General features: G+C 60.0%; 17 protein-coding genes, 1 pseudogene and 1 riboswitch. Of the genes and pseudogenes, 15 read left to right on the top strand and 3 right to left on the bottom strand.

Going from position 1 to position 21,318, the window contains the following annotated elements:
* Positions 1 to 102: 102 nt before the first annotated feature.
* Entirely contained in the window at positions 103 to 435 is a 333-nt protein-coding gene (locus ACRC4F_RS12410; RefSeq protein ID WP_008027887.1) for a DMT family transporter, read from the bottom strand.
* Positions 436 to 538: 103 nt separating this feature from the next.
* Here ACRC4F_RS12410 and ACRC4F_RS12405 point away from each other — a divergent pair, with 103 nt between their 5' ends.
* Together ACRC4F_RS12405 and waaA are read left to right on the top strand one after the other, a co-directional pair.
* Positions 539 to 1,459 carry a LysR family transcriptional regulator gene (locus ACRC4F_RS12405; protein ID WP_438659560.1) on the top strand — a complete coding sequence of 307 codons (921 nt, stop codon included), beginning with the start codon at positions 539 to 541 and terminating at the stop codon, positions 1,457 to 1,459.
* The gene (gene waaA / locus ACRC4F_RS12400) at positions 1,452 to 2,726 is read left to right on the top strand and encodes a lipid IV(A) 3-deoxy-D-manno-octulosonic acid transferase (RefSeq protein WP_438659559.1); all 1,275 of its coding nucleotides are present in this window, start codon (positions 1,452 to 1,454) and stop codon (positions 2,724 to 2,726) included. The genes ACRC4F_RS12405 and waaA overlap by 8 nt, the downstream gene beginning before the upstream one ends.
* A 139-nt stretch (positions 2,727 to 2,865) precedes the next feature.
* On the opposite strand, the gene ACRC4F_RS12395 is transcribed toward waaA, so the two are convergent.
* Positions 2,866 to 4,305, bottom strand: a complete 1,440-nt coding sequence (locus ACRC4F_RS12395) for a TolC family outer membrane protein (RefSeq protein ID WP_438659558.1) — start codon at positions 4,303 to 4,305, stop codon at positions 2,866 to 2,868.
* Positions 4,306 to 4,497: 192 nt separating this feature from the next.
* A riboswitch (TPP riboswitch) is annotated at positions 4,498 to 4,603 on the top strand.
* Positions 4,604 to 4,771: 168 nt separating this feature from the next.
* On the opposite strand from ACRC4F_RS12395, the gene thiC reads away from it, so the two are divergent.
* Positions 4,772 to 6,661, top strand: coding sequence for a phosphomethylpyrimidine synthase ThiC (gene thiC / locus ACRC4F_RS12390; protein WP_416740561.1), 1,890 nt, complete (start codon positions 4,772 to 4,774; stop codon positions 6,659 to 6,661).
* A gap of 152 nt (positions 6,662 to 6,813) precedes the next feature.
* Positions 6,814 to 8,106, top strand: coding sequence for a putative hydroxymethylpyrimidine transporter CytX (gene cytX, locus ACRC4F_RS12385; protein ID WP_438659557.1), 1,293 nt, complete (start codon positions 6,814 to 6,816; stop codon positions 8,104 to 8,106).
* On the opposite strand, the gene ACRC4F_RS12380 is transcribed toward cytX, so the two are convergent.
* Positions 8,075 to 8,821, bottom strand: a complete 747-nt coding sequence (locus tag ACRC4F_RS12380; RefSeq protein WP_438659556.1) for an RsiV family protein — start codon at positions 8,819 to 8,821, stop codon at positions 8,075 to 8,077. The two genes, cytX and ACRC4F_RS12380, sit on opposite strands and share 32 nt — an antisense overlap.
* 214 nt (positions 8,822 to 9,035) lie before the next feature.
* Here ACRC4F_RS12380 and ACRC4F_RS12375 point away from each other — a divergent pair, with 214 nt between their 5' ends.
* The 11 genes and pseudogenes from ACRC4F_RS12375 (at position 9,036) to ACRC4F_RS12325 (ending at position 21,274) form a co-directional block, all read left to right on the top strand.
* Complete coding sequence (locus ACRC4F_RS12375; RefSeq protein ID WP_131058782.1) at positions 9,036 to 9,653, top strand: NUDIX domain-containing protein; 618 nt, start codon at positions 9,036 to 9,038, stop codon at positions 9,651 to 9,653.
* A complete protein-coding gene (locus tag ACRC4F_RS12370; RefSeq protein WP_438659555.1) occupies positions 9,644 to 10,096 on the top strand; it encodes a DUF1249 domain-containing protein in 453 nt (150 codons plus the stop codon). Before ACRC4F_RS12375 ends, ACRC4F_RS12370 begins: the two co-directional genes overlap by 10 nt.
* A gap of 166 nt (positions 10,097 to 10,262) precedes the next feature.
* Positions 10,263 to 11,525, top strand: coding sequence for an FAD-dependent oxidoreductase (locus ACRC4F_RS12365; protein ID WP_438659554.1), 1,263 nt, complete (start codon positions 10,263 to 10,265; stop codon positions 11,523 to 11,525).
* Positions 11,526 to 11,643: 118 nt separating this feature from the next.
* On the top strand, positions 11,644 to 12,450 hold the full coding sequence (gene cpdA, locus ACRC4F_RS12360) for a 3',5'-cyclic-AMP phosphodiesterase (RefSeq protein ID WP_438659553.1): 807 nt from the start codon (positions 11,644 to 11,646) through the stop codon (positions 12,448 to 12,450).
* A 1,207-nt stretch (positions 12,451 to 13,657) separates the two neighbouring features.
* Positions 13,658 to 13,888 (top strand): annotated as a pseudogene (locus ACRC4F_RS12355) (DUF6124 family protein); the annotation flags it as partial.
* Between the two features lie 143 nt (positions 13,889 to 14,031).
* Positions 14,032 to 14,640 carry a YqiA/YcfP family alpha/beta fold hydrolase gene (locus tag ACRC4F_RS12350; protein WP_438659552.1) on the top strand — a complete coding sequence of 203 codons (609 nt, stop codon included), beginning with the start codon at positions 14,032 to 14,034 and terminating at the stop codon, positions 14,638 to 14,640.
* Between the two features lie 54 nt (positions 14,641 to 14,694).
* The gene (gene parE, locus ACRC4F_RS12345) at positions 14,695 to 16,599 is read left to right on the top strand and encodes a DNA topoisomerase IV subunit B (RefSeq protein WP_253435498.1); all 1,905 of its coding nucleotides are present in this window, start codon (positions 14,695 to 14,697) and stop codon (positions 16,597 to 16,599) included.
* Entirely contained in the window at positions 16,599 to 17,588 is a 990-nt protein-coding gene (locus ACRC4F_RS12340) for an esterase-like activity of phytase family protein (RefSeq protein ID WP_438659551.1), read from the top strand. Before parE ends, ACRC4F_RS12340 begins: the two co-directional genes overlap by 1 nt.
* Complete coding sequence (locus tag ACRC4F_RS12335) at positions 17,585 to 18,109, top strand: retropepsin-like aspartic protease family protein (RefSeq protein WP_438659550.1); 525 nt, start codon at positions 17,585 to 17,587, stop codon at positions 18,107 to 18,109. Before ACRC4F_RS12340 ends, ACRC4F_RS12335 begins: the two co-directional genes overlap by 4 nt.
* Before the next feature lie 7 nt (positions 18,110 to 18,116).
* Complete coding sequence (parC, locus tag ACRC4F_RS12330; protein WP_438659549.1) at positions 18,117 to 20,384, top strand: DNA topoisomerase IV subunit A; 2,268 nt, start codon at positions 18,117 to 18,119, stop codon at positions 20,382 to 20,384.
* Positions 20,385 to 20,560: 176 nt separating this feature from the next.
* The gene (locus ACRC4F_RS12325; RefSeq protein WP_438659548.1) at positions 20,561 to 21,274 is read left to right on the top strand and encodes a PqiC family protein; all 714 of its coding nucleotides are present in this window, start codon (positions 20,561 to 20,563) and stop codon (positions 21,272 to 21,274) included.
* Positions 21,275 to 21,318: the final 44 nt, after the last annotated feature.

Genomic DNA, 21,318 nt, shown 5'->3' with positions numbered 1-21,318 from the left:
AGCGAGCCTGCTCGCGATAGCGGTGGGTCAGGCAACCTTTCAGTCGACTGGTACACCGCCATCGCGAGCAGGCTCGCTCCCACATTGGATTGTGTTGCGCACTTAATGGCCAGCGGTTTTGGAGAATAGCTGGATGACGACGACGCCCAGGACGATCAAGGCCATCCCCAGCATCGCCGGCACATCCAGCTTCTGCCCGTAGATAAACAGCGCCGCAACGCTGACCATCACGATCCCCATGCCGGCCCACACCGCGTAAGCCACGCCCACCGGGACGCTACGCACCACCAGCGTCAGCATCCAGAAGGCAATGCCGTAACCGACAATCACCAGAATCAGCGGCAGCGGGGTACTGAAGCCTTTGACGGCTTTCATCGAAACGGTCGCGATCACTTCAGCGCAGATGGCAATGGCCAGGTAGTAGTAAGCGGTCATAGGTGCATCCTCGTGTGAAGTGTTGCTCTCTGAGGTCGGCATTTTAGAGATTCTCCAGATGCGGTAAAGTCATTACCTATCTGTTCTGAAGATGGGTTGTCTCATGAGCACGCAATGGAATCTGGAACAACTGCGCTTGTTTGTCAGCGTAGCGGAGCAGCGTTCGTTTTCCGCGGTGGCGCGGGATCAGCGCAAGGCGCAGTCGGCGGTCAGCAGTTCGATCGCGCTGCTGGAAGAAGACCTCGGTGTCAGCCTGTTCGATCGCAGCAGCGGCCGTCAGCCGAAACTCACCGAGGCCGGCAATGCTTTGCTGGAAGAGGCGCGGGAAGTCTTGCGTCAGTGCGAACGCCTGAACGGTCGGGCGCTGGCAATGATGCGTGGCCAGGAGGCGCGTTTGCGCGTGGCTCAGGATGAGGCGATGCCCTATCAGCCGATCATCGAAAGCTTTGCAGCCCTGGCGGAAAAATTTCCCAGTGTTGAAGTGCAGCTGACCAGCGCCGCCCAAGGTGATGTGGCGCGCAAACTGGTGGAGCGTCGGGCCGATCTGGGACTGTTGTTTTATCACGACCAGATTCCCGAAGCGCTGGAGCGTCGGGTGCTTGGAAGCGTAGAAATGGTCACCGTGTGCGGCATCAATCATCCACTGGCAAAACAGAAGCCGGTCGATTGTCAGGAGCTGGCGCGGCATCGCCAGTTGCTGATGTCCACGCAGTCCAGCGTCTATCCCGGCAGCGAGCCGGCCAGTCCGCAGGTCTGGCGTGCCGACAGCTTCTACGTGATGGCTGAATGGCTGGTGCGCGGCCTCGGCTGGGCCTGGCTGCCGCGGCACGTGGTGCAATACCCGGCGTATCAGGATCTGATGGTCGAGCTGGACAGCGAATGGACCCCGCCGGCGCTGGTCGTGGAACTGGTCTGGCGTCGTGACGAGCCACTGGGCCCGGCAGCTCGCTGGCTGGCGGAACGTTTTGCCGTGCACTTGCAGGCGATCGGTGAAAAAACCGATAAACTCCGCCGCCATGAATAGAACTCTCTACACCGCGCTGTTTTACCTGGGGCTGCCATTGGTAGCGATTCGGCTATGGCTGCGTTCGCGCAAGGCGCCGGCCTATGCCAAGCGCATTGGCGAACGTTTTTCCTTCGGCTTGCCGGTGATGAAACCGGGTGGCATCTGGGTGCACGCGGTGTCCGTGGGCGAGAGCATTGCCGCGGCGCCGATGATTCGCGCCTTGCTGCAACGTTATCCACAGCTGCCGATTACCGTGACCTGCATGACCCCGACCGGTTCGGAGCGCATCCACGCCCTGTTTGCCAACGAGCCGCGCATCCAGCACTGCTATCTGCCTTACGACTTGCCGTGCGCTGCGGCGCGGTTTCTTGATCGGGTCCAGCCGAAACTGGCGGTGATCATGGAGACCGAACTCTGGCCGAACCACATCCATCAGTGCGCCAAGCGCGGGATTCCGGTGGCGTTGGCCAATGCGCGATTGTCCGAACGTTCGGCCAAGGGTTATGGCCGCTTCCGGAAACTCACCCAGCCGATGCTCGCTGAAATGAGCCTGTTCGCAGTGCAAACCGAAGCCGAGGCCCAGCGCTTCCGTGATTTGGGTGCACGAGCTGACACCGTCGAAGTGACCGGCTCGATCAAATTCGATCTGACGATTGATCCGCAACTGCTTCTGCGCGCCACCGAATTGCGCGCGCAATGGCAGGCGCAGGATCGTCCGGTGTGGATCGCCGCCAGTACCCATGACGGTGAAGACGAAGTGGTGCTGGCGGCCCATCGTCAGTTGCTCGCCAATCATCCTGATGCATTACTGATTCTGGTGCCGCGGCATCCAGAGCGTTTCAATTCGGTGTTCGAGCTGTGCCAGCAGCAGGGATTCTCCACGGTGCGTCGTTCTTCCGGCGAGCCGGTCACGGCAAATACCTCGGTGCTGCTGGGCGACACCATGGGTGAGCTGCTGTTTCTCTATGCCTTGGCGGACAGCGCATTTGTCGGCGGCAGCCTGGTGCCGAACGGCGGGCATAACTTGCTGGAGCCGGCGGCGCTGGCCAAACCGGTGCTGAGCGGACCGCACCTGTTCAACTTCCTCGAAATCGCTGCGCAATTGCGCAGTGCCGGGGCGTTGCAGGAAGTGGAAGATGCGGAAGGCCTGGCGCTGGCGGTGCAGCGGCTGTTCGAATTGCCACGCGATGCGCAGCGGATGGCAGAAGCGGGTTTGAAAGTGATGCGCACCAATCAGGGCGCGTTGCAGCGGCTGCTGGATGGGTTGGGGCGGTTGATCAACTGACCGACTCCTGTGGCGAGGGAGCTTGCTCCCGCTCGGCTGCGAAGCAGTCGTGAAACCTGCAATTGCGATGTGACTGGCAGAATGCTGGGGCTGCTTCGCAGCCCAGCGGGAGCAAGCGCCCTCGCCACAGAACTGGTTTTTACTGGGTTGGCTTGGCCTTCAATTGTTCCGCCGCAGCCTTGGCCAGGTCCGGGGGCAGGAAGTCCTTGTCCGGGTTGTAGTCGGGTTTGAGCCAGCGCGCCAGGTCCTGCAGATCCCCCGGATTCAACGTACCGGCGGCCTGCTTCAAGCGCAGATTGTCGAGGATGTAGTCGTAGCGCGTGTTGTTGTAGTCGCGCACCGAGGTGTACAGCTGACGCTGGGCATCCAGCACGTCGACAATATTTCGCGTGCCCACCTGATAGCCGATTTCGGTCGCTTCCACCGCGCTCTGGTTGGAGATGATCGACTGCTTGCGCGCCTGTACCTGTTCGACGTCGGTGTTCACTGCCCGGTGCAGGTTGCGGGTGTTTTCCACCACTTGCCGGCGCAGGGATTCACGCTGCTGTTCGGACTGATCCAGCTGTGCATACGACTGGCGCACCTGGGAATTGATCAGGCCGCCACTGTAGATCGGAATGTTCAGTTGCAGGCCTACCGTCGTTTGCTCGACGTCACCACGATACGGTTGGCCGAAGGCGTTCGGGTTGCTGAAACCCAAGGCGTCGTTATCACCTTTTTCATACTTGGCCACGGCGTCGACGGTTGGCGCGTGTCCGGCCTTGCGTTGCTTGAGCGTTTCTTCTGCAGCACTGACGGCGTAGTTGCTGGCCAGCAGATTCAGGTTCTGCCTCGCCGCCGTATCGACCCAGGATTTGGCATCATTTGGCGCCGGCGGCAGGATCGGCAAGGTGTGGACGATGCCCTGGATCGAGTTGTACTGACGGTTGGTCAGGGTGATCAGCGCTTCGAAGGCGTCATCCACCTGGCGCTGCGCGACGATCCGGTTGGCCCGTGCGGTGTCGTAACTGGCCTGCGATTGCAGCACGTCGGTCTTGTCCGACAGGCCGACATCGAAGCGCTCGTTGGACTGGTCGAGCTGGCGTTTGAACGCCGCTTCTTCAGCCTTGGTCGAGGCCAGGGTGTCCTGGCTGCGAAGCACGTTGAAATAGCTTTCAGCGGTTTGCAAAATCAGGTTCTGTTCGGTGGCCGAGAGTTGCAGTGCGGCCTGCTCGTTGACGTCTTTGGCGGCCTGGAACTGGAACCAGCGATCGGCACGGAACAAGGGCTGAGCCAACGTCGCTTGATAGGAGTGAGCGTTACGGTTGGCGGTGGCCGATGGTTGATCGATTGCAGTACGCACGTTGGCCAGTTCGGCACCGCCCGAGAGATTCGGCAGCAGACCGGCGCGGGCCTGAGGCACCACTTCTTTCTGGGCACCATATTGAGCGCGTGCGGCAGCCAGGTCGGCGTTGTTGTCCACCGCTTCCTGGTAGACGCTGACCAGATCGGTTTTGGTCGATAAGGGCGCTTCTGCTGCCCATGCCATTCCATTGGACGCACAAGACACGGCAACGGCCAGTGAGAGTTTGCGCAGCATGAGGCCATCCCTAAAAATTACGCTGATAATTTGAGCGCCAAAGGTAAGGCGCGGACCACACAGCGTCAATGCGCAGCGTGGCCGTTGCGAGTGTAGTTGCGGACACGGTCGGCAACAATCGTCTAATTGCGCCATTCATCACGGTGTTTACCGCGGTGTTGGCGTTCTTTGCCAGTTGTGTCTAGACTGGCCGGGTTCTTGTCGGGGTGCCTTGCTATGAGGCTGAGATCGAATAATTTCGGATCCCGTTGAACCTGATCAGGTTAGCGCCTGCGTAGGGAACAAGATTTCTCGTCACCCGGCGAGTCCTCTTGTGCTTCGTCCGGGATGTTGTTCGACAATCGAACACCCCTCGAGCACTGAGCACAGCACCAACGGCTTTGTCATGGCTGATTGGTCGCGTCCATTCGTTACAGGTTCGCTCCGACAAAATTCCACTGCCTGGATGCTGTCTGGAGAGCCCGTGATGACGATAAAACTAAAAAACACTACGAACCTGAGTGACTCGGCCCAAGTCGATCAACAGTCGGTTCAACCGTTTACCCGCTCGCAAAAAATCTATGTCCAGGGCTCCCGTCCGGACATCCTCGTGCCGATGCGCGAAATCAGCCTCGACGTGACCCCGACCGACTTCGGTGGCGAGATCAACGCGCCTGTCGTTGTGTACGACACCTCGGGCCCGTACACCGATCCCAACGTCATCATCGACGTGCGCAAAGGCCTGGCTGATGTGCGTTCGCCGTGGATCGAATCCCGTGGCGACACCGAGCGTCTGCCCGGCCTGAGCTCGAACTTCGGCCAGGAACGCCTCGCTGATGCCGAGCTGACCAAGCTGCGTTTCGCCCACGTCAACAACCCGCGCCGTGCCAAGGCCGGGGCCAACGTCAGCCAGATGCACTACGCCCGCAAAGGCATCATCACCGCCGAGATGGAATACGTCGCCATCCGCGAAAACATGAAGCTCGAAGTGGCCCGTGCCGCCGGGCTGCTGGACCAGCAACACGCCGGTCACAGCTTCGGCGCCAGCGTGCCGAAAATCATCACCCCGGAATTTGTCCGTGATGAAATCGCCCGTGGTCGCGCGATCATTCCGGCCAACATCAACCACACTGAACTGGAACCGATGATCATCGGCCGTAACTTCCTGGTGAAGATCAACGGCAACATCGGCAACAGCGCTTTGGGTTCGTCCATCGAAGAAGAAGTGGCGAAACTGACCTGGGGCATTCGCTGGGGTTCGGACACGGTCATGGACCTGTCCACTGGCAAACACATTCACGAAACCCGCGAGTGGATCATCCGCAACTCGCCGGTGCCGATCGGTACGGTGCCGATTTATCAAGCCTTGGAAAAAGTCGGCGGCGCCGCTGAAGACCTGACCTGGGAGCTGTTCCGCGACACGCTGATCGAACAGGCCGAGCAGGGCGTCGATTACTTCACCATCCACGCCGGCGTGCTGCTGCGCTACGTGCCGCTGACCGCGAAACGCGTGACCGGCATCGTCTCCCGTGGCGGTTCGATCATGGCCAAGTGGTGCCTGGCGCACCACAAAGAGAACTTCCTCTACACCCATTTCGAAGACATCTGCGAAATCATGAAGGCCTACGACGTCAGCTTCTCGCTGGGCGATGGCCTGCGTCCGGGTTCGATTGCCGACGCCAACGACGCCGCACAATTCGGTGAACTGGAAACCCTTGGCGAGCTGACCAAGATCGCGTGGAAGCACGACGTGCAATGCATGATCGAAGGCCCGGGCCACGTGCCGATGCAGTTGATCAAAGAGAACATGGACAAGCAGCTGGAATGCTGCGATGAGGCGCCGTTCTACACCCTCGGCCCGCTGACCACCGACATCGCACCGGGCTACGACCACATCACCTCGGGTATCGGTGCGGCGATGATCGGCTGGTTCGGTTGCGCCATGCTCTGCTACGTGACGCCGAAGGAACACTTGGGTCTGCCGAACAAGGATGACGTGAAGACCGGGATCATCACCTACAAGATCGCCGCGCATGCCGCCGATCTGGCGAAGGGGCATCCGGGTGCGCAGATTCGCGACAATGCCTTGAGCAAGGCGCGCTTCGAATTCCGTTGGGAAGACCAGTTCAACCTGGGCCTTGATCCTGACACCGCGCGTTCGTATCACGATGAAACCCTGCCGAAGGATTCGGCCAAGGTCGCGCATTTCTGTTCGATGTGCGGACCTAAATTCTGCTCGATGAAAATCACCCAGGAAGTCCGCGAATACGCGGCCAACCAGCGGATCGAAACCGTCGATGCCGAAGTCGCCCAGGGATTGGCGGAACAGGCCGAGCGGTTCAAGCAGGAAGGCAGTCAGCTGTACAAGAAGGTTTGATCTGACCTGAAAGGGTGGGGCCCTGCACAGGCCCCATCGCCAGCAGGCTGGCTCCCACACTGGATTGGTGGTGTTCACAAGTCCCCTGTGGGAGCCAGCCTGCTGGCGATAGCGATCTACACAACAACAAATGTCCCTCTGAGATAACACCCTTGAGCATTCAACCGAGTACTTATTCCCCCGACATCGCGGTGCCTACAGACAAACGTGTGTTCGGCGGTCGCGATCTGTTTTCCCTGTGGTTTTCCCTCGGCATCGGCCTGATGGTGCTGCAGACCGGCGCTCTGCTCGCTCCGGGTCTGGGCCTGTCGGGCTCGTTGCTGGCAATATTCCTCGGCACGCTGGTCGGCGTCCTGCTGCTGGCCGCTGTCGGCGTGATCGGCAGTGACACCGGCCTGTCGTCGATGGCCGCGCTGAAACTCAGCCTCGGCAAACATGGCGCGAGCCTGCCGGCCGTGCTGAACCTGCTGCAACTGATCGGTTGGGGCTCGTTCGAAATCATCGTGATGCGCGACGCCGCCAGCCTGCTCGGCGCCCGCGCGTTCAGCGAAGGCAGCCTGCTGTCGAATCCGCTGCTCTGGACTCTGTTCTTCGGTGGCCTGGCGACCTTGCTGGCCGTCAGCGGTCCGCTGACATTCGTCCGTCAAATCCTGCGTAAGTGGGGCATTTGGTTGCTGCTGGCCGCGTGCATCTGGCTGACCTGGAACCTGTTCGCCAAAGCCGATCTTGCCGCATTGTGGGCGCAGGCCGGTGACGGTTCGATGCCGTTCGCCGTGGGCTTCGACATTGCCATCGCCATGCCGCTGTCGTGGCTGCCGTTGATTGCCGACTACTCACGTTTCGGCAAGCGTGCGAAAAACGTGTTTGGTGGTACAGCGATTGGTTTCTTTATCGGTAACTTCTGGCTGATGAGCCTCGGCGTGGCGTACACCCTGGCGTTTGCGCCAAGTGGTGAGGTGAATGCCTTGTTGCTGGCATTGGCCGGTGCCGGTCTGGGGATTCCGCTGCTGCTGATTTTGCTGGACGAGTCGGAAAATGCCTTCGCCGACATTCACTCGGCGGCGGTGTCCAGCGGGATTCTGCTGCGCTTGAAAGTCGAGCATCTGGCCTTGGCGATTGGCGTGATCTGCACACTGATCGCGTGCCTGGCGCCGTTGGCCCAGTACCAGAACTTCCTGTTGTTGATCGGTTCGGTGTTCGCGCCGCTGTTCGGCGTGGTGCTGGTGGATCATTTCATCCTGCGCAAACGCAGTGCTCAAGTGGCGTCAGCCGCGTTGCGCTGGCCGGCGCTGCTCGCCTGGTTGGGCGGGGTGAGCACTTATCACTTGCTGGCGAATCTGTATCCGGGCATCGGCGCAACCCTGCCGTCGTTGATTCTGGCAGGGCTGCTCCAGCTGGTGCTGGGCCGGGCCTTCAGTTACGGCCGGGAAACAGCTCGGGCTTGAGAATGCCGTTCAGGCGAGGGTAGGGGATCTTCAGTTCGACGTGACCCAGCGCGTAAGGCGCGATGGTGCTCACTTCGTACTTGAGGATCACCCCGCCGTAGGTCAGCGCCACGTTCTGGGTTTTCTGGAACGGCCACTGCTTCACGAACTCCGGTTCCTGATCGAGCTTGGTGCTGATCAGCCAGCTGTTGTGCGCCACTTGCGCGGCTTTCCAGAATGCCTCTTCCTGCCCCGGCACCAACATGTCGGACAGGGTCAGCACTTTATGCTGCTGGCGCGAATAGTTGATGAAGCTGCGGCCCGGCGTGCCATGCGCGCCGCCGGTGTCCAGGTAGCTGGAAAACTCGACGATCACCAAGCCGTCATGCTGCTCGCGTACTTTGGCTTGCAGGTAGCTGCTGTTGCGCGGTCCGGCGGTGCGCAGAAACTCATCGCGATAGGCTGCCAGCGTCGGTGCCGCAGGGGCATCAGGCGAAGTGCGGGTCAGTTGCAGCAGGCGTTTTTCGACAATGCCGTCCAGCTGCGGCTCGTCCGGGAAGCGCAGCGTATCGATGTTCACCAGTGGGCATTCAGGTGTCGTGCAACCCGGTTTCAGTGTTTCGGTGGCGTCGCGGGTGGTTTCCAGCGGCGCCCGGTAGTTGGGTTGGAACAAGCTCTGGCAGGCGCCCAGGGTCAGGGCGATTGCGGCCATGGAGGCGATTTTAAAAAGCGACATGGGCGTCCTTCATAAAACAGGGAAAGGCAAAAAGTTATCCGCTTCGACTCTCAACGAAGCAGTCAGTTCGCCACTAAGCTAATTAGAGTTGGTTTCGCCCTCACCGTCTATCTCGCTGACGGGAAAGGGGCTGCATCAAACGGGGCGAGCGCGTTAGGATGGCGCGAAGTCGAGGTTGGAACCTCGCCATGGACTTGCAGTAAAGAGGATTGTCATGACTGATTTTGCCAACGCCATTCCGACCGCCGTAGATATCGTTCGGCGCGAAAAGTGCTACGAGGGCTTCTACAAGCTCGATCGTGTGCACTTGCGTCATGAATTGTTTGCCGGTGGCATGAGTCGCGAGATCAATCGTGAAGTGTTTGTTCGCCACGATGCGGTGTGCGTGCTGCCGTACGATCCGCAGCGTGATGAAGTGGTGCTGATCGAGCAGTTTCGTGTCGGCGCCATGGGCAAGACCGATAACCCGTGGCTGATTGAATTGGTCGCCGGTCTGATCGACAAGGATGAAGTACCGGAAGAAGTTGCTCACCGCGAAGCGCAGGAGGAAGCTGGGCTTGTGTTCGGGGCGCTCTGGCCGATGACCAAATACTTTCCATCGCCGGGCGGCAGTAACGAATTTGTGCACTTGTACCTGGGGCGTTGCGACAGCACCGGAGTCGGCGGCCTGCATGGGCTGGAGGAAGAAGCAGAAGATATCCGCGTCACGGTCTGGGCGTTCGAAGATGCCCTGCAGGCCGTACGCGACGGACGAATTGCCAACGCGGCCAGCATCATTGCCTTGCAATGGTTAGCTTTGAACCGCGCTGAAGTGAGGGGGCTATGGTCGTAAACAAGTTGCGCGATCGCTATAGGGTGGACCTCGTGGGGCTGCAAGCCTCTTGCGAAGCCAACTACGCGCGCCTGATGCGACTGCTGCCGGACATGCGCAGCGAACCGGAGGCACGGCGCATTGCCGTGACCCACGGCGATCAGATGCTCGGCGTGCTGGCCCTTGAAGTGCTGCAGGTCTGTCCGTACACCACGACCTTGCAAGTGCGCCAGGAACACAGCCTGCCGTGGCTGCCGGTGCCGCAACTGGAAGTGCAGGTTTATCACGACGCCTGCATGGCTGAGGTGGTCAGCGCTGAACATGCGCGACGCTTTCGCGGCATCTATCCTTACCCCAATGCCTCAATGCACCAGCCGGATGAAAAGGCCCAGTTGAATATGTTTCTGGGTGAATGGCTGAGCCATTGCCTGGCCTGTGGGCATGAGTACGCCGTCGTTCGTTAATCGTTCATGCCTGACAGTTTTGTTTTTGGCTTTCCCAAGAGCATTCCGCATGCGCTGTGGGAATAGTCTCCGCGCTTTGTAGTCCCTGTAATTAATCCCTGGCTCTTTCCTCTAGCGGCTACGGCCATCGCATGTCGCGAGGCATTAGTCTGGGAAATGGGCGTTTATGAAAATCGGGATTGTCGGGGCTGGCTGGAACGGTTCCCACTGTGCACTGGAATTGATGAGTGCTGGCCATCAAGTCGTATTGCTGGAGAAGCATCCGGACATTTTCCAAGGCGTTTCCGGTGACTTCGGGATCCGATTGCACAAGGGACCCCACTACCCGCGCTCGAAGACCACAAGGGACAGTTGTCTGGAGGTGTTTGATCGTTTTTGTGCGACGTATCCCGAGTTGGTGGTCGCTCACGATTCGGCGATCTATGCGCAAGGCACGACGGACGCGTTGGGTTTGCGCTCCAAAGTGAGCAACGACACCTTCGCCAAGGTGTGTCATGAGTCCCCCGAGTGCAGTGAGGTGGACATGAGCGCCAAAGGCTTGGAGGCACTGGAGGCTGCATTCAATCTCGATGAGCCGAGCGTGGTATTGGGCGATCGACTACGCCGCTTTTTCCTCGACAAACTGGCGGTGGTGGGCGTTCAGGTGCAGACGGGTTTCATTGTCGAGAAAATCATTCGCAGCGCAGGCCAGAGCCTCGTATACAGGGATGACGGGAGTTGCCTGGCGTTTGATCTGGTGATCAACACGACGGGGTTCCAATCGTTGCTTCCTGCCTTCTTTGAACGGGATTTCCCTTTTGAAGTAGAGGTGGTTTACCAGCCTTGCCTCGCGCTGTGCTACGAAGACCAACAGCCGAGTGAAAAACCGCTTTCTTTTATCGTGATGGACGGATGGTTTCCGTGCCTGATGCCCGCCGTCACGACCCATGAGCCTTATCCCGCCGACTACATCCTGACGCATGGCAGTTACACCATCATGGGCTCGTTCTCCACGGCCAGGGAGGCGGATGCGCTGCTTGAAGAACTGACCGACGACTTCATTGAGTCGACGGTCAAGGCATTGACCGAGGCTCAGATGTGTCGATTCTGGCGCGGTTTTCTCCAGCGCTTCCACTACGCCGGCTGGAAGGGAGCAGTGCTGGCGAAACTGAAAACCCGGTCCGAGTTTCGCAGCGCCATTACGTTTGAACAGGATGGTGTGATTTACGTTTTTCCGGGCAAGGTCAGCAACGTATTCAATGCCGCTGACGAGGTGCTGGCCCTGATTGCCAATCAACGCTGTATCGATCAGAACGGTTTCAGGTATGTGGAGAACGGTGTTCTGGACATCGCGCGCCGGGAAATCCAGCAGAAGCCCGGAGCCGGCGAGGAGAGCACCTGTAACTTGCAAACGTACTCAGTGTTGCGTGGACAAAAAGATGCGTGCTGATAACAGGCAGCAAAAACAAAGTGTCATATGTGTGAACTCTCCCGCGTCTCGGGTTTGCCGAGACGCCGGCCTGCCACCATAATCCACCTACTTTTATCTGACGAACATCGTGTCGAACATGCCTGACTCTCCCGCTGATGCCCAGGTTTTGCTGGTGCAGCTCTCTGACAGCCATTTGTTTGCCGAAGCGGACGGGACGTTGCTGGGCATGAATACCCGGGACAGCCTGCAAAAGGTCATTGAGCTGGTGCGCGTTCAGCAGCCGCAGATTGATTTGATCATTGCGAGCGGTGATTTGTCTCAGGACGGGACGCTGGAGTCTTATCAGTTGTTTCGCGATTTGACCCGGCAGCTTGATGCGCCGGCGCGCTGGATTCCTGGTAATCACGATGAGCCGCGGATCATGGCCGAGGCCGCTGTGCAGAGTGCGTTGCTGGAGCCGGTGGTGGATGTCGGTAACTGGCGGGTCACTTTGCTGGATTCGGCGGTGCCGGGGTCGGTGCCGGGGTTTTTGCAGGATGAGCAGTTGCAGGTGTTGGCGCGTTCGCTGAGTGAGGCGCCGGAGCGGCATCATCTGGTGTGTTTTCACCATCATCCGGTGTCGATCGGCTGTTTGTGGATGGAGCCGATCGGGTTGCGTAATCCTGAGGCGTTGTTTGCGGTGCTGGATCGATTTCCGCAGGTGCGTGCTGTTTTGTGGGGGCATGTGCATCAGGAGGTTGATCGGGATCGCAATGGGGTGCGGTTGATTGCTTCGCCTTCGACTTGCATTCAGTTTGAACCGGGGAGTGATGATTTCAAGGTTGGGGAGCAGGCGCCCGGCTACCGTTGGCTGCGCTTGTTGCCGGATGGCCAGATCGAAACGGGCGTGGAGCGTGTTACCGGCTTTGACTTCCAGGTTGATTACGGTTCCGACGGTTATTGACGGTTGAACTTGGCGGCCTGTGGGCCGACCATGCTCTTGCTGACCGAGTACATATCCGTTGCTGCGGTAACGGCCACTTAGGGTTTCGCCCTTACGGCGACTCACTTTTTTTACAAGCGCCTAAAAAAAGTAAGCAAAAAAACGCTCGCCCCAAGCGTCCGGCCCCTCGCCTGGGCTCGGCGTACCTTCGCTCCGGTATCCATCCGGGGACACTGCCCTCCGGTTGGCTTCGCTGCACCTACATGCAGCGTGTTCGACTGCGTCGAACGGCGCTGCGCGCCACTCCCCGGATGAACACCTCCACTCAGCCTCCCGAACGGGGCGGGTAGATCAAGATCAAAAGCAGGCGAGCTAACGCTCGACCTATTGAGTGGTGAAAAGCGAAGCGTGTACGCCGATCCCTGTAGGAGTGAGCCTGCTCGCGATGGCGGCCTGCCAGCCGACCATTATATTGCAGAGGTACCCCAAACCCCTGTGGGAGCTGGCCTGCCAGCGATGGCAGCCTGACAGCCGACCAATTTCTTGCAGATGTACCCCAAACCCTGTGGGAGCTGGCCTGCCAGCGATGGCGACCTGACAGCCGACCACCAACTTGCAGGTGTACACCGAACCCTGTGGGAGCTGGCTTGCCAGCGATGGCGGCCTGCCAGCCGACCAATTTCTTGCAGATGTACCCCAAACCCCTGTGGGAGCTGGCCTGCCAGCGATAGCGGCCTGACAGCCGACCAATATCTTGCGGATGTACACCAAAACCTTGTGGGAGCTGGCCTGCCAGCGATAGCGGCCTGACAGCCGACCAGTCTCTCTCAGATGTACCTCGTTCCACTGTAGGAGCGAGCCTGCTCGCGAAAGCGGCCTCACAGACGACTCTGTTTAATGGTCAGCAAAAATTTCAGAACCTTCCCACGAAGTTTTCAGGTTGCCCGTCAGACGTGGCTTCTCTAGCCTTTTGCCTATCGCTGACACATTCAGTGATCGGGCTTCGCGGCCCGTTTTCTCAGGCATAATCGCCCCGCCTAACGACAGCGCTTTCGGCTGTCTGTCGTTTCGTGTCATGGCGGCTGTGCGCGGGATACCTTAGGGTATGCCGAGTTGCCAGAGGATCGGTCCGCGAACCTGCGTACAGCTGCCACCCAAATTGCTTCGCGGCAAATTGTAAGTGGCTCCACACTTCCTCTGGAGTACTACCATGTTCAAACCAACCCCCAATCCCCCCGCCCGCAAACCCAGCACGATGTACATGATCGTCCCCGAAGTGGACACGGAAAGCCTTCTGGCCCATTCCTGTGAATCACTGGCTTCAGCGAGTGTCATGGCCAGCGATTTTGCTGCGCGCCTGCTTGGGCCTGACCGGCATACGGCGATGGCGATTCAGCAGTTGGTCATGCTGGCTGAGCTGGCGGTGAATCGGGCGCTGGATAATGTCGATCCAGCCTGATTTTTTCAGATAGACCGCGTTATCGTTCATCGCGAGCCTGCTCGCGATAGCGTCAGTTCAGGCGCCTGTAATTCCGAGGATATCCCCGATCCCCCCGACTCCCTGTAAACTGCGCCTCTTTACCCGACGCACAGGGAGTTCAAATGTCCGGTTCGATCCTTTATATCCACGGTTTCAACAGCGCGCCTGCGTCGAAAAAGGCCACGCAGTTGGTGCAGGTGATGGACCGTCTGGGCCTGAGCGATCAATTGCGCGTCCCGGCCCTGCATCACCATCCGCGTGAAGCCATCGGTCAGCTTACTAAGGCGATTGAAGCGCTGGGGCGGCCACTGCTGGTCGGCAGCTCACTCGGCGGCTACTATGCGACTCACTTGGCCGAGCGCTATGGCCTCAAGGCCCTGTTGATCAACCCTGCCGTCAGTCCGCACCGGATGTTCGACGGGTATCTGGGGACGCAGAAAAACCTGTATACCGATGAGGCCTGGGAATTGACCCACGACCACGTGACGGCCCTGGCCGAGCTGGAAGTGCCGGCGCCCCGGGATCCACAGCGGTATCAGGTGTGGTTGCAGACCGGCGATGAAACGCTGGACTATCGCCTCGCCCAGCAGTATTACCGCGCCTGTGCCTTGCGCATCCAGGCCGGCGGCGACCATGGTTTCCAGGGTTTTGCCGCGCAGCTGCCGGCAATGCTGAGTTTCGCCGGTATCGGCGCAGATTTGTACCAGGCGATCGATTTCACAGCACTGTGAGTCAGCGCCTCTTTTTCACAGAACACTCTTTTTACAGGCGGACGACGAGACCCCATGGCCACTCCCAGCGCTAGCTCTTATAACGCAGACGCCATCGAAGTCCTCTCGGGCCTCGACCCGGTGCGCAAACGCCCCGGCATGTACACCGACACCAGTCGGCCGAACCACCTCGCCCAGGAAGTCATCGACAACAGCGTCGACGAAGCCTTGGCCGGGCACGCGACCTCGGTGCAGGTCATCCTGCACGCCGATCACTCTCTGGAAGTCAGCGATGACGGCCGTGGCATGCCGGTGGACATTCACCCGGAAGAGGGTGTTTCCGGGGTCGAGCTGATCCTCACCAAGCTCCATGCGGGCGGCAAGTTTTCCAATAAGAACTACCAGTTCTCCGGCGGTCTGCACGGGGTGGGTATTTCCGTGGTCAACGCCTTGTCGACCGAAGTTCGGGTGCGCGTGAAGCGTGACGGCAACGAATACCAGATGACGTTCGGCGACGGTTACAAGAAAACCGAGCTGGAAGTGGTCGGCACCGTCGGCAAGCGCAACACCGGCACAAGCGTGTTCTTCGCGCCGGACCCGAAGTACTTCGATTCGCCGAAATTCTCCATCAGCCGCCTCAAACACGTGCTCAAGGCCAAGGCCGTTCTGTGTCCGGGGCTGCTGGTCAGTTTTGAAGACAAGGCCACCGGCGAAAAAGTCGAATGGCATTACGAAGACGGCCTGCGCTCCTACCTGGTCGACGCGGTCAGCGAATTCGAACGCCTGCCGGACGAGCCGTTCTGCGGCAGCCTGGCCGGTAATAAAGAAGCGGTCGATTGGGCGCTGCTGTGGTTGCCGGAAGGTGGCGACAGCGTTCAGGAAAGCTACGTCAACCTGATCCCGACGGCCCAGGGCGGTACGCACGTCAACGGTCTGCGTCAGGGCTTGCTCGATGCGATGCGCGAGTTCTGCGAATTCCGCAGCTTGCTGCCGCGTGGTGTGAAGCTGGCGCCGGAAGACGTCTGGGAACGTATCGCTTTCGTGCTGTCGATGAAAATGCAGGAGCCGCAATTTTCCGGCCAGACCAAGGAGCGTCTGTCGTCCCGTGAAGCGGCGGCGTTCGTTTCCGGTGTGGTCAAGGATGCGTTCAGCCTGTGGCTCAACGCCCACCCGGAAACCGGCATGCTGCTGGCGGAGCTGGCGATCAACAACGCCGGTCGTCGTCTCAAGGCCAGCAAGAAGGTCGAGCGCAAACGCATCACCGCGGGTCCGGCGCTGCCGGGCAAGCTTGCCGACTGCGCCGGGCAGGACCCGATGCGTTCCGAGCTGTTCCTGGTAGAAGGTGATTCCGCCGGCGGTTCCGCCAAACAAGCCCGGGACAAAGAGTTCCAGGCGATCCTGCCGTTGCGCGGCAAGATTCTGAACACCTGGGAAGTCGACGGCAGCGAAGTGCTGGCCAGCCAGGAAGTGCACAACATCGCCGTGGCCATCGGTGTCGATCCGGGTGCGGCGGACATGAGCCAGCTGCGTTACGGCAAGATCTGCATCCTCGCCGACGCCGACTCCGACGGTCTGCACATCGCCACGTTGCTGTGCGCGTTGTTCGTCCAGCATTTCCGCCCGTTGGTGGATGCCGGTCACGTCTACGTCGCGATGCCGCCGCTGTACCGCATCGACCTGGGCAAAGAGATTTACTACGCCCTCGACGAAGCCGAGCGCGATGGCATTCTCGATCGCCTGGTGGCCGAGAAGAAACGCGGCAAGCCGCAGGTCACACGATTCAAAGGCCTGGGTGAAATGAACCCGCCGCAGCTGCGCGAAACCACCATGGACCCGAACACTCGGCGTCTGGTGCAGCTGACGCTGGACGATTTTGAAGCGACTTCGGAAATGATGGACATGCTGCTGGCGAAAAAACGCGCCGGCGATCGCAAATCGTGGCTGGAATCCAAAGGCAACCTCGCCGAGGTCCTTGGTTGATGCGGCTTGGCTTTGCCCTGGCGTGTGCGTTACTCCTGACCTCCGTTTCGGCACTTGCCGAACCGGCACCGGAGTTGCGCCTGTTGTCCGAGCACCCCGTCGAAGGCATGCGCGGCGGCAACCTGTCGGGGCTGGCCCAGTGTGGCAAGGATCTGTGGACGATCTCCGATCGCGACGATGATCAGATCTACCGCCTCGATACCCGCGACACGGTCTGGCAGGCCGAAACCGTGGGCATCGGCGTCCCTCCGGTGCCGGACAGCGGTCTGCCCTGGGGTTTGCGTTCGCGGGCCTGGCTCGCGTCGTTTGTGCGGGGCGGGGACCTGGATTTTGAAGGCGTCACGTGCGACAGCACCGGCAATCGCTACATCGTCAGCGAGTCCCATGCTGCGGTCCTGCAAGTGCCGCCCGTTGGGCCTTCGTCCTGGCTGAAGATCTCGCCCATGATGGTTCGCGAAGCGCGGGCCAGTGGCATGCTGTTGCAATTCAATGCGTTGTTCGAAGGCCTGGCGATCAATCCTGCGGGCGATCAGTTGTGGCTCGCCGCCGAGCGTCAAAGCCGTGGCTTGCTGCTGATCAAGCGCCAACAGACGGTGTGGGACTGCGACGGTGGCTGTGTGTTGCTGAGCGAAGCGGGGAAAGAAATGCAGCCGGCTCAGTTTGCACGGGCCAAAGCCGTTACTCGGGACTTTGCCGACCTGTCGCTGTTCAACGGCAAGCTGTTTACCCTTGAACGCAACGCTTACAAGATCTGCCGCCGCGACCCGGTGACGGCCAAGGTCGAGCGCTGCTGGTCGTTTGCCGAAGAAGCCTTGCAGGAACACCGTCGCTATCAAAACCCGTTTGGTCTGACCGAAGCGTTGATTGTCGACGCCGAGGGTGCCTGGATCGGCATCGATAACAACAACGATGCCCGCGCCGATGGCGAGGTTCGCCCGGTTGTCTGGCGCTTCGCCGCACCTGAAGGTGGCTGGAGTGCCAAGCCGTGAGCCAGCAGACGCCGGGGAAACGCGCCGGCCGGGTGTTTATGGTGCTGGCCTGGTGTGCGGCGCTGTTCCTGGCGACGCGGTTTTTCGGCCAATGGGAGGAGCGTCAGCAAAATCCCAATGTGGTCGTCACCTCGGAGCAGGGCGAAGGATTCATTGAAGTGAAACTGGCCAGCAACTCGCAGGGGCACTTCGTCGCCAGTGGCCAGATCAACGGCCAGCCGGTGAGTTTCATGCTCGATACCGGGGCGACCGATGTGGCGATTCCTGCAGAAATGGCCGAACGGCTGAAACTGGAACAAGGCTTCGGGGTGACCCTGAGCACCGCCAACGGTCGCACCGAGGGTTATCGAACCCGCGTCGACCGGCTGCAACTGGGCGATATTGTGCTGCGTGATGTGCGCGCCATCGTCGTGCCAGGCCTGGATGGCAAGCAAGTGCTGCTCGGTATGAGCGCACTGAACAAACTTGAATTTACCCAGCGCGGTGGCACCATGCTGCTGCGCCAGACAACGAACCGATGAGGCCCGCATGAGCGACTCCCTTGATCTCAGCCTGGACGGTGTAGAACGCCGGTCACTGGCTGACTTCACCGAAAATGCCTACCTCAACTACTCCATGTACGTGATCATGGACCGTGCCCTGCCGCATATCGGCGACGGCCTGAAACCGGTACAGCGGCGCATCATCTATGCGATGAGCGAGTTGGGGCTGGACGCCGATTCCAAGCACAAGAAATCGGCGCGTACCGTCGGTGACGTGCTCGGTAAATTCCACCCGCACGGCGATTCGGCCTGCTACGAAGCCATGGTCCTGATGGCCCAGCCGTTCAGCTATCGCTACACGCTGGTCGACGGCCAGGGTAACTGGGGTGCGCCGGATGATCCCAAGTCCTTCGCCGCCATGCGTTACACGGAGGCGCGGCTGTCGCGTTATTCCGAAGTGCTGCTCAGCGAACTGGGTCAGGGCACGGCGGACTGGGGCCCGAACTTCGACGGCACCCTCGACGAGCCGCTGGTGTTGCCGGCACGTTTGCCGAACATCCTGCTCAACGGCACCACCGGCATCGCCGTGGGCATGGCCACCGACGTACCGCCGCACAACCTGCGCGAAGTTGCGACGGCGTGCGTGCGTTTGCTCGATGAGCCCAAAGCCACAGTCGAGCAGCTCTGTGAGCACATTCAGGGCCCGGATTACCCGACCGAAGCGGAAATCATCACGCCCCGCGCCGATCTGCTGAAAATGTACGAGACCGGCAAGGGTTCGGTGCGCATGCGCGCCGTGTATCACATCGAAGACGGCGACATCATCGTCACCGCGCTGCCGCATCAGGTGTCCGGTGCCAAGGTGCTGGAACAGATCGCCGCGATGATGCAGGCCAAACCGTCCAAGGCCCCGCAGATCGCTGACCTGCGCGACGAATCCGACCACGAGAACCCGTGCCGGATCGTGATCATCCCGGGCGCGCGGAAAAACTTTGACCACGACGCACTGATGCAGCATCTGTTCGCAAGCACCGAGCTGGAGTCGAGTTACCGGGTCAACATCAACATCATCGGCCTGGACGGCAAACCGCAGCTGAAAAACCTGCGTGCGCTGCTGGTCGAGTGGCTGGAGTTCCGGGTTCAGACCGTGCGTCGTCGCCTGCAATTCCGCCTCGACAAGGTCGAGCGTCGCTTGCACCTGTTGGACGGTTTGCTGATTGCCTACCTCAACCTGGATGAAGTGATTCACATCATCCGCACCGAGGAACATCCGAAAGCCGCGCTGATCGAGCGTTTCGCCCTCAGCGAAATCCAGGCCGACTACATCCTGGACACCCGTTTGCGTCAGTTGGCGCGACTGGAAGAAATGAAACTGCGTGCCGAGCAGGACGAGCTGCTCAAGGAACAAGCCAAGCTGCAAGCCCTGCTGAGCAGCGAAGCCAAGCTGAAAAAGCTGGTGCGCACCGAGCTGATCAAGGACGCCGAAACCTACGGCGACGACCGTCGCTCGCCAATCGTCGAGCGCACCGAAGCCAAGGCGCTGACCGAGCACGATCTGCTGCCGAACGAGAAAGTGACTGTCGTACTGTCGGAAAAAGGCTGGGTGCGTTCTGCCAAAGGCCACGAGATCGACGCCACCGGGCTTTCCTACAAGGCCGGGGATGGCTTCAAGGCTTTGGCGCCGGGCCGTTCAAACCAGTTTGCGGTGTTTATCGACTCCACCGGTCGCAGCTATTCGGTGGCCTCGCACACATTGCCATCGGCGCGTGGTCAGGGTGAACCGTTGACCGGTCGTCTGACACCACCGCCGGGCGCGACGTTTGAATGCGTGCTGATGCCGGAAGACGATTCGTTGTATGTGATCGCCTCCGACGCCGGTTACGGGTTCGTGGTCAAGGGTGAAGACTTCCAGGCCAAGAACAAGGCGGGCAAGGCGCTGTTGAGCTTGCCGAACAATTCGAAAGTGATTCTGCCGCGTCCGGTCGCTGATCGTGAGAACAACTGGCTGGCCTCGGTGACCACCGAAGGTCGCCTGCTGATCTTCAAAATCAGCGATCTGCCACAATTAGGTAAGGGCAAAGGCAACAAGATCATCGGGATCTCCGGTGAGCGTGTGGCCAGTCGCGAAGAATATGTCACGGACATCGCCGTACTGCCGGACGGCGCCACCTTGGTGCTGCAGGCCGGAAAACGTACGTTGTCGCTGAAAGCGGACGACCTCGAACACTACAAAGGTGAGCGTGGGCGCCGTGGTAACAAACTGCCACGTGGCTTCCAGCGGGTCGATGCGCTGCTCGTCGAAAACCTCAATTAAGCGTCCTAGAGGCCTCGATCTACGATTTAACGCGTAGATCGACGCTTTGGCGCTGGAGTCGGAACGCATATTCACGGATGATATGGCCTTTCAAGCGCCGGCGTGGCCGAGCGTTCTTCATATTTATTGAGTATTTTCACTGTGGTTAGCCTTGAGGCAGCCACCTGGATGGGACGATGACTGCTCTGCGCCTTCCTTTTATTTTGATGCTCGCCGGGGTTCTTGGCCTGGCGGGTTGCAGCGTTCACCAGCCGGTGTCGCTGTATCAGCTGGACAGCGGAAGTCCGGCTCAGCCTGCGCAAAGCGCGGGCATGGCGGTTTTGCTGGGCCCGGTAACGGTTGCGGATTACCTGCAACGCGAAACCCTGTTGCAGCGACAGCCCGATGGCAGCCTGCAAGCGTCGCCTGATGGACGTTGGGCGGGTAGCCTGTCTTCGGACATCGACCAGCTGTTGCTGCGTCAGGTAGCGGGTCATCTGGACAGCCAGCGCGTTGTGCTGGCGCCTGCGACCACTGGGTTCACGCCGGATGTCCAGGTGCTGCTGACGATTACTCGCCTGGACTCGGGCGAATCGCAACCGGCGATCCTGGATGCGCAATGGCGCCTGATCGACCGTCGTGGCCAGGTTCGCGATAACCGCATCATTCACCTGCAGGAACAGCACGCTGGCGGTACGGCGGCTCAGGTTCAGGCTCAAGGTGTGTTGCTGCAGCGTCTGGCGGAGCAGCTTTCGGTAGCGCTCAAGCCGCTGGCTAACCAGCCACCGATTGCTGAAGCGCCGAAGAAGCCTGCTCCGAAGCCTGTTGCTCCCGCGGCTGAGCAGGAGAAACAGCCGAAGATCCCGATGGCTTCGCCGATCCGGACCGATATGGAAGTGTTCAGGTTCTAAGCCTGGATTGATTCAACACAAAGCCCGCAGTGATGCGGGCTTTG

This window comes from Pseudomonas sp., from assembly GCF_051660785.1.
Taxonomy (GTDB): Bacteria; Pseudomonadota; Gammaproteobacteria; order Pseudomonadales; family Pseudomonadaceae; genus Aquipseudomonas.
Note: the sequence above shows the minus strand (reverse complement) of the source record. Positions and strands in the feature narration are given on the sequence as shown.